At 65.0% G+C, this 14,374-nt stretch carries 15 protein-coding genes and 1 tRNA gene; 10 read left to right on the forward strand and 6 right to left on the reverse strand.

Annotated elements, in window-relative coordinates:
• Positions 1–141 precede the first annotated feature (141 nt).
• A tRNA-Ser gene (locus tag H607_RS0107240) sits at positions 142–234 on the reverse strand.
• Positions 235–360: 126 nt separating this feature from the next.
• On the opposite strand from H607_RS0107240, the gene H607_RS13230 reads away from it, so the two are divergent.
• A complete protein-coding gene (locus tag H607_RS13230; protein ID WP_072247987.1) occupies positions 361–738 on the forward strand; it encodes a hypothetical protein in 378 nt (125 codons plus the stop codon).
• A gap of 49 nt (positions 739–787) precedes the next feature.
• On the opposite strand, the gene H607_RS0107250 is transcribed toward H607_RS13230, so the two are convergent.
• On the reverse strand, positions 788–1,825 hold the full coding sequence (locus tag H607_RS0107250; RefSeq protein ID WP_028874883.1) for an aldo/keto reductase: 1,038 nt from the start codon (positions 1,823–1,825) through the stop codon (positions 788–790).
• An 80-nt stretch (positions 1,826–1,905) separates the two neighbouring features.
• On the opposite strand from H607_RS0107250, the gene rlmM reads away from it, so the two are divergent.
• From rlmM to H607_RS0107285, 7 genes are all read left to right on the forward strand, one after another.
• Complete coding sequence (rlmM, locus tag H607_RS0107255) at positions 1,906–2,970, forward strand: 23S rRNA (cytidine(2498)-2'-O)-methyltransferase RlmM (RefSeq protein ID WP_028874884.1); 1,065 nt, start codon at positions 1,906–1,908, stop codon at positions 2,968–2,970.
• Positions 2,971–3,051: 81 nt separating this feature from the next.
• Positions 3,052–4,392: a DEAD/DEAH box helicase gene (locus H607_RS0107260; protein WP_028874885.1), complete on the forward strand. Its 1,341-nt coding sequence runs from the start codon at positions 3,052–3,054 to the stop codon at positions 4,390–4,392.
• Between the two features lie 144 nt (positions 4,393–4,536).
• Positions 4,537–5,097 carry a carboxymuconolactone decarboxylase family protein gene (locus H607_RS0107265; RefSeq protein WP_028874886.1) on the forward strand — a complete coding sequence of 187 codons (561 nt, stop codon included), beginning with the start codon at positions 4,537–4,539 and terminating at the stop codon, positions 5,095–5,097.
• Positions 5,094–6,161, forward strand: a complete 1,068-nt coding sequence (locus H607_RS0107270) for an acyl-CoA dehydrogenase family protein (protein WP_028874887.1) — start codon at positions 5,094–5,096, stop codon at positions 6,159–6,161. The genes H607_RS0107265 and H607_RS0107270 overlap by 4 nt, the downstream gene beginning before the upstream one ends.
• 13 nt (positions 6,162–6,174) lie before the next feature.
• The gene (locus H607_RS12140; RefSeq protein WP_051240749.1) at positions 6,175–7,002 is read left to right on the forward strand and encodes an ABC transporter ATP-binding protein; all 828 of its coding nucleotides are present in this window, start codon (positions 6,175–6,177) and stop codon (positions 7,000–7,002) included.
• Complete coding sequence (locus H607_RS0107280; protein WP_028874888.1) at positions 6,992–8,227, forward strand: ABC transporter substrate-binding protein; 1,236 nt, start codon at positions 6,992–6,994, stop codon at positions 8,225–8,227. Before H607_RS12140 ends, H607_RS0107280 begins: the two co-directional genes overlap by 11 nt.
• A complete protein-coding gene (locus H607_RS0107285) occupies positions 8,224–8,976 on the forward strand; it encodes an ABC transporter permease (RefSeq protein WP_028874889.1) in 753 nt (250 codons plus the stop codon). Before H607_RS0107280 ends, H607_RS0107285 begins: the two co-directional genes overlap by 4 nt.
• 154 nt (positions 8,977–9,130) lie before the next feature.
• Here the strand turns inward: H607_RS0107285 and guaA are convergent, their stop codons facing one another.
• The 4 genes from guaA to H607_RS0107305 are packed head-to-tail and all read right to left on the reverse strand — an operon-like array spanning position 9,131 to position 12,966.
• Entirely contained in the window at positions 9,131–10,699 is a 1,569-nt protein-coding gene (gene guaA / locus H607_RS0107290) for a glutamine-hydrolyzing GMP synthase (RefSeq protein ID WP_028874890.1), read from the reverse strand.
• A 7-nt stretch (positions 10,700–10,706) separates the two neighbouring features.
• Positions 10,707–12,167 carry an IMP dehydrogenase gene (guaB, locus tag H607_RS0107295; protein ID WP_028874891.1) on the reverse strand — a complete coding sequence of 487 codons (1,461 nt, stop codon included), beginning with the start codon at positions 12,165–12,167 and terminating at the stop codon, positions 10,707–10,709.
• A gap of 45 nt (positions 12,168–12,212) precedes the next feature.
• Positions 12,213–12,530, reverse strand: a complete 318-nt coding sequence (locus H607_RS12145; protein ID WP_051240750.1) for an RnfH family protein — start codon at positions 12,528–12,530, stop codon at positions 12,213–12,215.
• Positions 12,523–12,966, reverse strand: a complete 444-nt coding sequence (locus H607_RS0107305) for a type II toxin-antitoxin system RatA family toxin (protein ID WP_028874892.1) — start codon at positions 12,964–12,966, stop codon at positions 12,523–12,525. Before H607_RS0107305 ends, H607_RS12145 begins: the two co-directional genes overlap by 8 nt.
• 69 nt (positions 12,967–13,035) lie before the next feature.
• On the opposite strand from H607_RS0107305, the gene smpB reads away from it, so the two are divergent.
• Both smpB and H607_RS0107315 read left to right on the forward strand, forming a co-directional pair.
• Entirely contained in the window at positions 13,036–13,482 is a 447-nt protein-coding gene (smpB, locus tag H607_RS0107310; protein WP_028874893.1) for an SsrA-binding protein SmpB, read from the forward strand.
• A gap of 66 nt (positions 13,483–13,548) precedes the next feature.
• Positions 13,549–14,340 carry an enoyl-ACP reductase FabI gene (locus H607_RS0107315; protein WP_028874894.1) on the forward strand — a complete coding sequence of 264 codons (792 nt, stop codon included), beginning with the start codon at positions 13,549–13,551 and terminating at the stop codon, positions 14,338–14,340.
• Positions 14,341–14,374: the final 34 nt, after the last annotated feature.

Raw genomic sequence — 14,374 nt, forward strand, 5'->3', positions numbered from 1 at the left:
TCGAACCGCTGACCTCTTGCATGCCATGCAAGCGCTCTACCAACTGAGCTATACCCCCGCAGCAGAAGAGCGCGCATGGTAGCAAAAAAACCATTCACTGTAAACCGGTTCCGCACGCCTTGCGGCATTGCCAATGAAACCTGGCGGAGAGGGCGGGATTCGAACCCGCGTGCCGGTTTTACCCGGCCATCCGATTTCGAGTCGGCGCCGTTATGACCGCTTCGGTACCTCTCCTGAAGCATAGAATTATAGCCAGCTCGCCAAAAAAAATCCATACTCTCGCGCGCGAGGCCGCCCCGGCATAAAGTTTTCCGCGGCCATGCCGTTAACGCCTTCACCTGCTCCCGCAAGGAAGACCCGATGCCCCGCCGATCCCTGCCCTTGCTGCTCCTTCTGGCCGCATCGCTGGCGGGCTGCGACGCCTTCTACGACGCCATCGGCCTGAACGACGCCAAGAAGGCAGAGGCCGAGGCCAAGGCGATCGGCGCCGCGTGCCGGCACGCCGGGCGTTCGCTCGAAGACTGTTACGCCCTCAATCCCAACGCCTCGAAAGCGGCGATCTTCGAGGGCTGGCGCGAAATGAACGACTACATGCTGCAGAACAACCTGCGCGAAGTACCACCGGTGTTCGCCCCCACCGAGCCGCTCAAACGCTCACAGCCCATCATCCCCAAAGCGGAGAACGTTCCCGGACCGTCCGTACCCGCCACGCCGGCACCGGCTGCACCGGGGCGATGACCCCCGGGCGGGAACGCCCCTTCAGCGCGGCAGCATCCTCCGGCCCCGTTCAAGGCGCCGGGTTCGTGTAGCGAAGGTGGATTTCGTCGATGCGCGCGAGCACCTCCGGGCTCGGGCGCCAATCCCAGGCCCGGAGGTTTTCCTCCAGCTGCTCGGGGCGGGTGGCCCCGATGATGGTGCTCGTCACGCAGCGGCGATGGTAGACCCAGCCCAGCGCGAGCGTGGCCGGGCTCACTCCCAGCTCGCGCGCAAGCTGCGCGTAGGTCTCGACCGCCGGTTGGACATTGGGCTTGGCGTAGCGCTGTCCGAAGTTGGCAAAGCGCGTCAGGCGCCCCTCGGCCTGAGGATCGGCAAGGTATTTGCCGCTCAAGAGGCCAAAGGCGAGCGGCGAATAGGCGAGCAGTCCCACCCGTTCGCGGAAGCAGACTTCCTCCAGACCATACTCGAAGGTGCGGTTCATCAGATGATAGGCGTTCTGGATCGAGACGATGCGCGGCAAGCCATGCTCTTCGGCCAGGCGCACGAACTGCATCACGCCCCAGGGATGTTCGTTCGAGACGCCGACATAGCGGATCTTTCCTTCCTCGACCAGCTTGGCCAGTGCCTCGAGCTGGGAGCGGATCGGCACCGTCGGTCGCTCCTTGTCCGGGTCGAACTGCCATTGTCCGAACATCGGCTGGTTGCGATCCGGCCAGTGCAGCTGATAGAGATCGACGTAATCGGTCTGCAAGCGCCGCAGGCTGCCTTCGATCGCCTCGCGCAGATTACGCTCGTCGAACCCGCCGGGACCACCGCGGATCCAATCGAGGCTGCGCGCCGGACCTGCCGCCTTGGTGGCGAGGACCACCCGATCGCGCGGCTTGCGTTTGAGCCAGGTACCGACAATGCGCTCCGTCGCCCCGCAGGTTTCGGCGCGCGCCGGCACGGGGTACATCTCCGCCGTGTCGTAAAAATTGATTCCTGCCTCCCATGCGCGATCGAGCAGCGCGTGCGCCTGTGCCTCGTCGTTCTGTTCCCCGAACGTCATCGTCCCCATGCAGATCGCCGACACCTGCAAGGCACCCTCTCCCAGCGTGCGATACTCCATGCTCGTACTCTCCTTCGTCGAAAAGCGCGCCGCTGCCGGCACGCCGCGGTATCATTGCCATTTCTGCCGTAGTGTACGCCATGCATTCCCCGCCGCAAGGGCTGATCGCCCTCACCCGCCCAGGTTTCGAACCCGAGGCCGCCGCCGAACTGCGCCGCTGGGCCGAGGCCCAAGGCATCCCTGCCGAATTGACGGTACAGGCACGCAGCGGCTACGTGCTGCTGGATGCCCGTGCCCCGCTGCCGGACGAGATTTCCCTGCCCTCCTGGCGCGAGCTCGTCTTCGCCCGCGAGTGCCTGCCCTGGTTCGATCGCCTGACGCTGCCGGAGCGCGATCGGGTACGCCCCTTGCTCGAGAACGTCGTGCACCATCACCCCCGCACGCGGTTCTCCGCCCTGCGTCTCGCCTTTCCCGATAGCGACGAAGGACGCCCCCTCTCCGGTTTCTGCCGCCGCCTGCGGCCGCACCTCGAAACGGCGCTCACCGGGGCCGGCAAGTTCGCCGAGCGCGCCCGCGACGCGCTCGTCTTCTTCTTCCCTTCCTCGCGCGAAGCCTTTTTGGGTAATGCTCCCGCCGCGATCCTCTCTCCCTGGGAAAACGGCATTCCGCGGCTGCGCCTGCCGGCGGAAGCCCCCAGCCGATCGGCGCTCAAACTCGCCGAAGCGCTCCTCGTGCTGCTCGACGAAGACGAACGTGCCCACTGGCTGCGCCCTGGCACGAAAGCCGTGGATCTGGGCGCCGCCCCGGGGGGCTGGACCTGGCAGATGGTCCAGCGGGGATTGCGCGTAAGCGCGATCGACAACGGTCGGCTGGATGCGCGGCTCCTCGCCTCGGGGCTCGTCGACTGGCAGCGCGCCGACGGCTTTACCTGGCGCCCGCGCGGTCGCGTCGATTGGCTACTGTGCGACATGGTGGAGCAACCCAGCCGCATCGCCGAGCTCGTCGGTCGCTGGTTTGCCCAACGCCTGTGCCGCTATGCCCTCTTCAACCTGAAACTCCCGATGAAAAAACGCCTCGAAGCGCTAGAAGACGCCCGCAAGCGGCTACAGCGGCTCACGCGCGAGGCCGGCGGCATCGAGCTGCGTTGCAAGCAGCTCTACCACGACCGCGAGGAAGTCACCGTCTTTGCCCGAGCCTTGGCTTGAGTTCGCCGCCGATCGCCCGATGCCGGCGTATAATTTCTTGTCTTTGCCATTTTCTTCCGTTTCTGGAGCGCACGACCTCCGATGACCTTCTCTGAGCTTGGGCTTCTGCCCGAACTGCTTGCCGCCGTCAACGACCTCGGTTACACCGAACCCACGCCGATCCAGGCCCAAGCCATCCCGCGCATCCTCGCCGGCAAGGATCTGCTCGGCGCCGCCCAGACCGGCACCGGCAAAACCGCCGGATTCACCCTGCCGCTGCTGCAGCGCCTCGCGCCTCACGCCAACACTTCGGCGAGCCCCGCCCGCCATCCCGTGCGCGCGCTGGTGCTCGCTCCCACGCGCGAGCTGGTGTTGCAGGTCTATGAATCCGTGCGCCAGTATGGCAAACATCTACCGCTGCGCGCCGCGGCGATCTATGGCGGCGTGGACATCAAACCCCAGATCGAGGAACTGCGCCGCGGCGTGGAGATCGTCGTGGCCACCCCGGGGCGGCTACTCGATCACCTCGAACAGAAGACCATCCAGCTCAACCAGGTCGAATTCCTCGTCTTCGACGAGGCCGACCGGATGCTCGACATGGGGTTCATGCCCGACATCCGCCGCATCATCGAACGCCTGCCGCGAGAGCGCCAAACCGTGCTCTTCTCGGCCACCTTCTCGCCCGAAATCAAGAAACTCGCCCAACAGCTGCTACGCGATCCGGAAACGATCGAAGTCGCGCGGCGCAACACGGTGAGCGAGACCATCACGCACCGTGTCGTGCGCTGCGAGGCCGCACACAAACGCGAAGCGCTCGTCGAACTGCTGCAGCGCCACCCCGGCCAGGCGCTCGTCTTCGTCGACACCAAGATCGCCTGCGGACGGCTCGCCTCGCTCCTGCAGCGGCGCGGCATTCAGGCCGAGGCGATCCACGGCGACAAATCCCAGCAGCAGCGTTTCGAGGTGCTCGAAGCCTTCAAGAACGGCTCGCTGCGGGTGCTCGTGGCCACCGACGTCGCCGCCCGGGGGCTGGACATCGAAGAACTGCCCTTCGTCATCAACTACGCCCTGCCCCCCAACCCTGAAGACTATGTGCACCGCGTCGGACGCACCGGGCGCGCCGGGCACGAAGGCTTGGCGATCTCGCTCGTCGATGCGAGCGAAGAGGAGCGGCTGCAGGCGATCGAAAAAATGCTCGGCCGCCCCATTCCCGCCGAAACGCTGGAAGCACCGCCCCGCGAGCGCCGCGCCGAACCCTCCCGTCGCCGCAGCGCCGAGCGCAGCGGACGCGCCCCGGATGACTTCGACTTTTCCCGGCCTTATGAACCCAAAGCTACAGAGTCCGCCTCCTGTCCTCCGCCGGTCCACCCTCTTGCCCGAAGCGAACGAGGGGCGCGTGTACTTCCCGTCTTGCTGGGCGGAAAAGGGCGCCCAGAAGCCTGAGGACCTCATCGCTCGACGGCGGGTGACGGGGCGAGCGCTTTTTATTCCAAAAAATTCATAAATTTATAGTCCGTCATCTCTTAAAGTAATTTCATCTTCACTCTACACTGTGGCTTCCCCTCCCCTGAGAAAGGAAGCCACCCCATGTCCCGTCTTCCCTTACAGACCCCTGACCGTGCTCCCGAAGCAAGCCGAGCGCTCGTCGAGCGGGTGCTTGCGAACAACGGGTTTCTGCCCAATCTCGTCGCCGTGCTCGCCAACGCGCCCACGGCGCTTGAAGCCTACCTGACACTGGGCGAGATCAACGGACGCAGTAGCCTGACCCTGGCTGAGCGAGAAGCCGTGCAGATCGCCGCCGCGGGTCTTCATGGCTGTGAATTCTGTGTCAGTGGTCATACGGCGCTCGCCGTAAAGAAAGCAGGTCTGCCGCCTGCAACCGTTCATGCGCTACAACATCGAGCCCGCACGGGCGAGGCGCGGCTCGATGCGCTCGTTGATTTCACGCGCGCCCTCATTGCCACGCGGGGCAACGTCGGCGATGGCGAGCTCGAGGCCTTCTACGCTGCCGGATTCACGCCGGCCCAGGCGCTCGAGGTCGTGTTGGGCGTGAGTCTGGCGACGCTGTGCAACTTCGCCAACAACCTCGCACACAACGAGATCAACCGCGAATTGCAAGCTTTCCGTCCGGGAGTCTTTCAGCCATGAGCGAGACGACGCGCTTTTCTTCCTCCACCCTTTCCTGGGTTGCTGAACATGCCGACGCGCTTAACGAAGGCGGCGAGCCCGCCAAGGCACTCGTCCCTGCGTTAGCGCAGGGGGGATTTTTCGGTATCGGGGTTCCTTCGCAATGGGGGGGCAGCGGGGGAACGCTCTTGGAGGCGATCGAGGCGATCGCCGCGCTTGCCCAGCATTCGTTGACAGCAGCTTTCGTTTGCTGGGGGCAGCGCACCTTCATTGAGTACCTCCTCGCAACCCCCAACACTGCGCTGCGCGCACGCTGGCTCGAACCCGTGCTCACGGGGCGCATCGCTGGTGCCACGGGGCTTTCCAATGCGATGAAATATCTCTCTGGGATCGAATCGCTGCAGCTTACAGCCAGGCGTGAGAAAGGGGCGCTGCGCCTAGACGGCCGCTTACCCTGGGTGACGAACCTGAGGCGGGAGGGCTTTCTCGTGGCGGCCGCGGCTTCCCTCGACGGCGGATCGGCGGTGGTAGTCTTCGAGAGCTCCATGCCGGGGGTACGTCGCAGCGACGATCTGGATTTGGTAGCGCTGCGCGGCAGCAACACAGCGGCAATCGAGATCGACGGTGTCACCTTGAACCAGGAATGGCTCTTACACGACGAGGCGCACGTCTTCTGTTCTCAGGTGCGGCCGGCCTTTCTCGGCTTGCAACTCGGATTGCCCATCGGTCTGGCACGGGCGGCATTGCGTAGCGCCCAGGAACGGGCGGGAGCGGCGCACGCCGTAGTGCTTCCCGCAGTCGCCGAGGCACAGCGCGCCCTTGATACGGCCGTGGCTCAGTTACACAAAGGGCTGTCTCAGGGGCTTTTCCAGCGCGATGTGGCCTCGCTCTTTCGCCTGCGCATTCGCCTGACGGAATTGGTCCAGCAGGCGCTGTCGCTCGAGCTCGCCGCCTGCGGCGGTCGAGCCTATCTGCGGGCTCAACCGTGCGACTTCGCGCGTCGCTGGCTTGAAGCAGCCTTCATCCCCGTCATCACGCCCAGCCTCACGCAGCTGCAAGGTGAGCTGGCGCGGCACGCCGCCTGAGGAGGCCCGCAAGATGAATGCTCCGTTCCTACCGGTACAGACGGCGCAGGTTCTGCTCGGTGCCGAAGCGCTGGGGATGCACTACGAGGGCCGAGAGGTGTTTCGCGACGTCTCGCTACAGGTGCGCTCCGGAGAAATCGTGGTCTTGCTCGGAGCCAGCGGCGCGGGGAAGTCGACCCTGCTGCGCGTCCTTGCGGGCTTAGAAACGCCGAGCCGAGGGCACGTCCATTTTTTGGGGCAGCCGCTGCCGCGTCCGCATCCGCGTAGCGCCCTTCTCTTTCAGCAGCCGAGTCTGTTGCCGTGGCTCGACCTAGCAGCCAACATCAGATTCGGGCTGGACTTTCGTCACCAGCCAAGCCTTCCCGCCGCCGAGCGTCACGCACGCGTGCGCCGTGCCCTGGCTGCTGTGGGCCTGGCGGGGCGCGAAACTGCGCGCCCGTCACAGCTCTCTGGCGGACAGGCACAGCGCGTGGCGCTTGCGCGAGCCCTAGTACGGGAGCCGTTCTTGCTCTTTGCCGACGAACCGTTTGCGGCGCTCGATCCCATCACGAGGACGCAGATGCAAGAGCTCCTGCTCCAACAAGTGCAGCAGACAGGGACAGCGGTGGTGCTCGTGACGCACGATCTCGACGAAGCGATCTTTCTTGCCGATCGCATCCTGCTCCTGGGCGCACGACCGGCGACGGTACTGGCCGAATGGCCACTGGCTCTGCCGCGACCGCGCGAGGCCGCCTCAGCCGAACTTACAGCGCTGCGTCGCGAGCTGCTGGCGGCGCTGCGCGCCCACGCCCCCTGCGCTACAGACGATGAGGATCGTGCGGAGGTGCGCCATGCCGCTTAATCCCCGCTGTTTGCCGCCGCATCGCTGCCGCGCAGGCTGCGGGTGCGGGATGTCGCGCCGTGACTTCTTGCGCTTGACAGCACTTGCAGGTGCATCGGTCCTCCCTTTGCTACGCTCAGGTGAGGCGCTCGCGCAGACATTGCGCGGTGATAACGTGCCAGTGCGCATCGGCTATCTGCCCATCACCGATGCGGCGCCGTTACTGCTTGCACACGCTCAAGGATTGTTCGCGGCCCAAGGGTTGCAGGCTAAGCGACCGCGACTGTTTCGCAGCTGGGCGCAGCTGGTTGAAGCCTTCATCTCAGGGCAGGTGAATGTCATTCACTTGCTGTCACCCGCCACGCTCTGGGTACGCTACGGCACACGCTTTCCGGCCAAGATCGTCGCCTGGAACCACATCAACGGCTCGGCGCTCACTGTGCGCCCTGACATCGCTTCCGTCGAAGCGCTCGGGGGCCAAAGTGTGGCGATCCCATTTTGGTATTCTATCCACAACGTCTTATTGCAGCAGATTCTGCGCCGGCATGGCCTCAAAGCCGTGAGCCGACCACGCGAGGAAAAGCCCGGGCCCCGGGAGGTCAATCTTCTCGTGCAGCCCCCTTCCGAGATGGTCTCTGCGCTTGCCTCAGGCGCAATTGCCGGTTTCTGCGTCGCCGAACCCTTCAACGCGCTTGCTGAGCGCAACGGCATCGGCAGGATAGTGCGCTTTTCAGGCGACGTGTGGAATGCGCATGCCTGTTGCGTGACCCTGCTTGCTGAACAGGACCTCGTCCAACGTCCCGAGTGGGCGCGCCGCGTCACCAAAGCTCTCGTCGCTGCCCAAGCTTGGGGACGGATGCATCGGCTCGAAGCGGCACGCGCGCTCTCGGCCGAACATCCCGAGCGCTATACGCCTCATGCGGCCGCGACGCTGGAAGCCGTCTTCGATCCCCAAGCGATGGCCGCTTACGAAACGCGCGGCGTAATCGTGCACCGCGATTGGCACCTCACCCGGATCGATTTTCAACCCTATCCGTTCCCCTCGTACACTGAGGCACTGGTACGGCTGCTGCGCGAGACGCGCCTCGAGGGCGAGACGGCTTTCTTGCAGGCACTCGATCCGAGCTTCGTGGCACGGGACCTCGTCGACGATCGTTTCGTCCGGGAAGCCATCGCCGAGCTGGGCGGACCTGCCCTCTTTGGTTTATCTCCGGATTTCAGCCGCCATGAGGAGGTGGCGCCGTGAGGACCTGGGCGCGCCTACTCTTGCCACTGGCAGGCTTCGCGGCTGCAGCGTTGCTGTGGGAAGCGGCGATCCTGGCGCTCGGCGCACGCGTGCCGATCGCAGCACAGTTCGCTCCGACCATGGCCCTTCGTACCTTGGCACGGCTGTGCGGGGAAGCGCTATGGTGGCATCACCTCGCGATGAGCGTGCAGCGCGTACTCGTGGGTCTTGTGCTTGCTGCGCTCGTAGGAGTGCCACTTGGTCTGCTCGTGGGACTGTCGCGCTCCTTTGCTCGCGCCACGGGTCCCCTCTTCCAGTTCCTGCGTATGATCTCGCCCCTGTCGTGGATGCCAGTGGCTGTGATGCTGCTCGGTGTGGGCGATGCGCCAGTGTACTTTCTGCTTGCCTTTGCCGCCGTCTGGCCCGTGCTGCTCAATACCGCAGCAGGGGTGGCGCAGCTCGAACGGGGCTGGCTCCTGCTGGCCAAGAGCCTGGCAGCCACGCCCTTCGAGACACTGACGCGCATCATCCTGCCCGGCATCTTGCCGCAGCTACTCACTGGCTTGCGCTTGGCGATCGGCGTAAGCTGGATCGTCCTGGTGCCCGCTGAGATGCTAGGTGTCGATGCCGGGCTTGGCTATTTCATTCTCGACGCCCGTGACCGTCTCGCCTATCACGAACTGATGGCGGCCATCCTCGCCGTTGGAGCGCTAGGGGCCTTGCTCGACACCGCCGCTCAGCACCTACGTGTCAATGGCCGCCAGAACTGATCCACGTTTGGCCAATAAAATTGCCCCAACTGTCAGGTCCCGGACGATTGTATTGATCCGCAACGTCGTGCATTATTCTTGGGTCGTGAGACGATGCGCGAGTCGATCGAATCGCCCGAGAGGCAAAAGTCATAAGGCGACACCAGTCCCCAAATCACTCCCACTCGATCGTCGCCGGCGGCTTGCCGGAAATGTCGTAGACCACCCGGTTGACGCCGGCCACCTCGTTGATGATGCGGTGCGACACCTGGGCGAGCAATGCGTGCGGCAGCTCCGCCCAGTGCGCTGTCATGAAGTCCTGCGTCTGCACCGCGCGCAGGGCGATCACGTGCTCGTAGGTGCGGGCGTCCCCCATCACGCCGACGCTACGCACCGGCAGGAACACGGCAAACGCTTGACTCACCTTGTCGTACCAGTCGGCGCGGCGCAGCTCGTCGATGAAAATCGCATCGGCCTGGCGCAGGGTGTCGGCGTACTCGCGCTTCACCTCCCCGAGGATACGCACCCCCAGCCCCGGTCCAGGGAAAGGATGGCGATAGACCATGTCGTGCGGCAACCCCAGGGCGATGCCCAGCTCCCGCACCTCGTCTTTGAAGAGCTCACGCAGCGGCTCGAGGAGCTTGAGGTTCAGGGTCTCGGGTAGCCCCCCCACGTTGTGGTGGCTCTTGATGCTCGCCGCCTTCTTCGTCTTGCCCCCGGCCGATTCGATCACGTCGGGATAGATGGTACCCTGGGCGAGCCAGCGCGCACGCGGCAGCTTCGCCGCCTCTTCCTGGAAGACTTCGACGAAGATGCGCCCGATGATGCGCCGCTTCTGTTCCGGATCGGCCACGCCGGCGAGCGCCGAGAGAAAGCGCTCGCTCGCATCGACAGGGATCACCTTCACGCCCAAATTGCGCGCGAACGTCGCCATGACCTGCTCGGCCTCGTTGAGGCGCAGCAGGCCGTTGTCGACGAAGACACACGTGAGCCGATCGCCGATGGCACGGTGGATGAGCGCCGCGGCGACCGACGAATCCACCCCGCCGGAGAGCCCCAGGATCACTTCCTCGTCACCGACCTGCGCCCGGATGCGGGCAATGGCCTCGCCGATGAAATCGGGCATGGTCCAGTCGCGTCCGCAGCCGCAGATCTCGTGCACGAATCGCTCGAGCATCTCCTTGCCCTTGAGCGTATGCGTGACTTCAGGGTGGAACTGCACACCGTAGAAACCGCGCGCCTCGTCGGCCATGGCGGCGATGGGGGTGGACTCGTTGCTGCCGATCACGGTGAAGCCCGGCGGCAACTCGACCACCTTGTCGCCGTGGCTCATCCATACCTCCAGCACCGCGTGCCCTTCCTCGTCGCGGCGATCGGCGAGCGATCCAAAGAGGCGGTTCGGGGCGGTGACGCGGACCTGGGCGTAGCCGAATTCGCGCTTGCCGCTCGCCGCTACTTTGCCACCCAGCTGCTCGGCCATGGTCTGCATGCCATAACAGATGCCCAACACCGGCACCCCCAGCGCAAAAACGATCTCGGGCGCGCGCCAATCGAGCGCCGCATAGGCCGAATTCGGCCCGCCGGAAAGGATGATGCCCTTGGGTGCGAAAGTGCGGATGAAGTCCTCGCCCACGTCGAAGGGATGGATCTCGCAGTAGACCTGCGCCTCGCGCACGCGCCGGGCGATGAGCTGGGTGAGCTGCGAGCCGAAATCGAGGATCAGGATCTTGTCGTGTCGGGTCATGGGATCCTCATCCGACGTGGTAGTTGGGGGCTTCTTTGGTGATCTGCACGTCGTGCACGTGCGATTCGCGCACGCCGGCCGCGGTGATCTCGACGAACTGCGCTTTTTCCTGCAGCTCGGCGATAGTATGGCAGCCCAGGTAGCCCATGGCCGAGCGCACGCCGCCCACCAGCTGGTGGATCACCGCACTCACCGGCCCCTTGTAGGGCACCCGACCTTCGATGCCCTCCGGCACCAGTTTTTCCACGTTGGCGCTCGCATCCTGAAAATAGCGGTCGGCCGCTCCCTGCTGCATCGCCCCGAGCGAGCCCATGCCGCGGTAGGCTTTGTAGGAGCGCCCCTGATAGAGCACGGTCTCGCCGGGCGCCTCTTCGGTCCCCGCGAAGAGGCTACCGAGCATCACGGTGCTCGCACCGGCCGCGAGCGCCTTGGCGATGTCGCCGGAATAGCGGATACCGCCGTCGGCGATGAGCGGCACGCCGGTGCCTGCCAGCGCCGTGGCCACGTCGTCGATGGCGGTGATCTGCGGCACCCCCACCCCGGCGACGATGCGCGTGGTGCAGATCGAACCGGGGCCGATGCCCACTTTCACCCCGTCGGCGCCAGCATCGAGCAACGCCCGCGCCGCCTCGGCGGTGGCGATGTTGCCACCCACCACCTGAACTTGGGGATAGGTGCGCTTGACCCAACGCACGCGATCGAGCACCCCTTGCGAGTGGCCGTGCGCCGTATCGACCACCAGCACATCCACGCCGGCGGCCACGAGCAACTCGGCGCGCTCCTCGGTGCCGGGGCCCACGCCGATCGCTGCGCCCACGCGCAAGCGACCATGCTCGTCCTTGGTGGCGAGGGGATGTTCGCTCGATTTCTGAATGTCTTTGACCGTGATGAGCCCTTTGAGCGCGTCGTGCTCGTCGAGGATCAGCACCCGCTCGAGGCGGTGGCGCTGCATCAGAGCCTTCGCCTCCTCGAGCGTCGCCCCCTCGCGCACGGTGACGAGGCGCTCGCGCGGCGTCATGATGGTGGCCACCGGCACATCGAAGCGCGTCTCGAAGCGCAGGTCGCGGTTGGTGACGATGCCCACCACCTTGCCGTGCTCGACCACCGGCAGCCCCGAAACGCCGAGCTGACGGGTAAGCGCCAAGACCTCGCCCACGGTCATCGTCGGCGGGATGGTCACCGGATCCTTGAGAATGCCCGATTCGAAGCGCTTGACTTTGGCGACTTCCGCCGCCTGCTGCTTGGGCGTAAGGTTCTTGTGGATGATGCCAATGCCACCTTCCTGGGCGAGCGCGATCGCCAAGCGCGCCTCCGTGACGGTGTCCATCGCGGCGGACACCAGCGGCAGATTCAAGCGGATGCCACGGGTGAGCTGGGTGGAGAGATCCGCGTCGCGCGGCAGGATGGCGGAATGGGCGGGAACGAGGAGAACGTCGTCGAAGGTGAGGGCTTTCTTCAGCAGTCGCATGGTACAGTCCTTGGACCAAAACGGAATTATACCGGCGAGGCGGATTCAGGGAGCCTTGCGCTCCTCGGGGTTTTTGTCACGAGACGTTCGGGCACGGCGCCGGCGTACCGTTTTCGGGTCGGCGATGAGTGGCCGGGTGAGTTCCAGCCGGTCGCCCTCGGCAAGGGGCGTCTCCGGCGGCACGAGCCGCCCGAAGAGACTGCAGGCGCACTCCCAACTTGGCCACAAATCCGGATGGCGCTCGAGGATCCCCGAGCGCAGCACGGCATCGCGCACCGTCGCCCCTTCAGGCAACACGAGCGATACGCGATCGATCACCCCCGGGGCGGGAGCGCAAACGAGCTCGATACGCAGTTCAGCCACTGCCCTCCCCCTTGATCTGACGGGCCCGACGCACGAAGGCGTCGATGAAGGTGGCCGCGATGCGATTGAACACCGGCCCGAGCACTTTCTCCAGCACGCGCGACGAGAATTCGTAGGAGAGGTCGAACTCCACGCGGCAGGCCTGTTCCCCCAACGGCACGAAACGCCATTCCCCCTCCAGACGGCGGAAGGGCCCCTCCTTGAGGCGAATGTGCATGCGATGGGGGAATTCCTTGTCGTTGACCGTGGTGAAATGGGTTTTGATGCCGTGGAAATCCACGTGCAGTGTCGCCTCGGTGAGCGTATCCGTGCGCCGATGCAGCTCGACCCCGCCGCACCAGGGCAGGAATAGGGGATAATCCTCGCAGCGGTCGACGAGTTCGAACATCGTCTCCGCTGGTGAATCGATCAAGACGCGCTTGTGGACCTCGGCCATCGTGTGCTTTCGCCGGCTGCTCACCTATAATCGACGATTCTACCCCAGCACGTCACCGGAACGCCGTCCATGAGCATCGTCGAAAACCGCAAGGCACGCCACGATTACTTCATCGAGGAGACCTTCGAGGCCGGCATCGAGCTGCAGGGCTGGGAAGTCAAGGCGATCCGTGCCGGCCGGGCGAACCTCAAGGAAGCCTACGTCATCGTCAAGGATGGCGAGCTCTTCCTGCTCGGCATGCACGTCACACCCCTTGCGAGCGCCTCGACCCACGTCCATCCCGACCCCACGCGCACGCGCAAGCTGCTGCTGCACCGGCGCGAGATCGACCGGCTCATCGGCCAGGTGGAACGCGCCGGCTACACGCTCGTGCCGCTCGATCTGCACTTCTCCCGCGGCCGCATCAAGGCCACGATCGGGCTTGCCAAGGGCAAGAAGCAGCACGACAAGCGCGAGGCCGAAAAAGAGCGCGACTGGTTGCGCGAAAAGGCCCGCTTGATGCGCGAGAAGCGCTGATACGAAAGCCCACGCGGGCTTGCCGTATAATCGCCGCCACACGATAACTACGACGGAGCACACTCGATGGGCTTTCTCGCCGGCAAGAAAATCCTCATCACCGGGATGATGAGCAACCGCTCGATCGCCTACGGCATCGCCAAGGCGATGTACCGCGAAGGCGCCGTACTCGCCTTTACCTACCAGAACGAACGCTTCGAGGAACGCATCCGCAAACTGGCCGCGGAATTCGACTCCGAGCTCGCCTTTCCGCTCGACGTCACCGACGACGCACAGATCGAGGGGCTATTCACGGCGCTGCGCCAGCACTGGGACGGGCTCGATGGCCTAGTGCACTCCATCGCCTACGCCCCCACCGAAGCGCTCGACGGCGATTTCCTCGACGGATTCACCCGCGAAGCCTTCCGCATCTCGCAGGAAGTGAGCGCAGCAAGCTTTCCCTTGCTCGCCAAGGCTGCCCGGCCGATGATGAAAGGTCGGAATGGCTCCTTGCTCACCCTCACCTACCTCGGCGCCGTGCGCACCATGCCCAATTACAACATCATGGGTCTGGCGAAGGCGAGCCTGGAAGCAGCGGTACGCTACATGGCCGCCTGCCTCGGCCCCGAAGGTACGCGCGTCAATGCCGTTTCGGCCGGTCCGATCAAGACGGTGGCCGCCTCGGGCATTGGTAGCTTCAGCAAACTCCTGCGCTTCAACGAGCACAACGCCCCGCTGCGGCGCAACGTCACGATCGAAGAGGTGGGCAACGCCGCCGCTTTCCTCTGTTCGGATCTGGCAAGCGGCATCACCGGCGAAATTCTTTACGTCGACGGCGGTTTCAATACTACCGCCCTCGGCAACCCCGAGCAGGAATGACGCGCATCCCCGCCGGGCTGGTCCCGGCGGCAGG

The sequence above is a fragment of the Tepidiphilus margaritifer DSM 15129 genome, assembly GCF_000425565.1.
Taxonomy (GTDB): Bacteria; Pseudomonadota; Gammaproteobacteria; order Burkholderiales; family Rhodocyclaceae; genus Tepidiphilus; species Tepidiphilus margaritifer.

Bases quoted from the DNA above. Each gene is read 5' to 3' on its own strand.
- rlmM (WP_028874884.1), top strand. From the start codon at position 1,906: ATGCATTCCCCGCCGCAAGGGCTGATCGCCCTCACCCGCCCAGGTTTC.
- smpB (WP_028874893.1), top strand. From the start codon at position 13,036: ATGAGCATCGTCGAAAACCGCAAGGCACGCCACGATTACTTCATCGAG.
- H607_RS0107270 (WP_028874887.1), top strand. From the start codon at position 5,094: ATGAGCGAGACGACGCGCTTTTCTTCCTCCACCCTTTCCTGGGTTGCT.
- H607_RS0107265 (WP_028874886.1), top strand. From the start codon at position 4,537: ATGTCCCGTCTTCCCTTACAGACCCCTGACCGTGCTCCCGAAGCAAGC.
- H607_RS0107305 (WP_028874892.1), bottom strand. From the start codon at position 12,966: ATGGCCGAGGTCCACAAGCGCGTCTTGATCGATTCACCAGCGGAGACG.
- H607_RS0107250 (WP_028874883.1), bottom strand. From the start codon at position 1,825: ATGGAGTATCGCACGCTGGGAGAGGGTGCCTTGCAGGTGTCGGCGATC.
- H607_RS0107315 (WP_028874894.1), top strand. From the start codon at position 13,549: ATGGGCTTTCTCGCCGGCAAGAAAATCCTCATCACCGGGATGATGAGC.
- H607_RS12140 (WP_051240749.1), top strand. From the start codon at position 6,175: ATGAATGCTCCGTTCCTACCGGTACAGACGGCGCAGGTTCTGCTCGGT.
- H607_RS13230 (WP_072247987.1), top strand. From the start codon at position 361: ATGCCCCGCCGATCCCTGCCCTTGCTGCTCCTTCTGGCCGCATCGCTG.
- guaB (WP_028874891.1), bottom strand. From the start codon at position 12,167: ATGCGACTGCTGAAGAAAGCCCTCACCTTCGACGACGTTCTCCTCGTT.
- guaA (WP_028874890.1), bottom strand. From the start codon at position 10,699: ATGACCCGACACGACAAGATCCTGATCCTCGATTTCGGCTCGCAGCTC.
- H607_RS0107280 (WP_028874888.1), top strand. From the start codon at position 6,992: ATGCCGCTTAATCCCCGCTGTTTGCCGCCGCATCGCTGCCGCGCAGGC.
- H607_RS0107260 (WP_028874885.1), top strand. From the start codon at position 3,052: ATGACCTTCTCTGAGCTTGGGCTTCTGCCCGAACTGCTTGCCGCCGTC.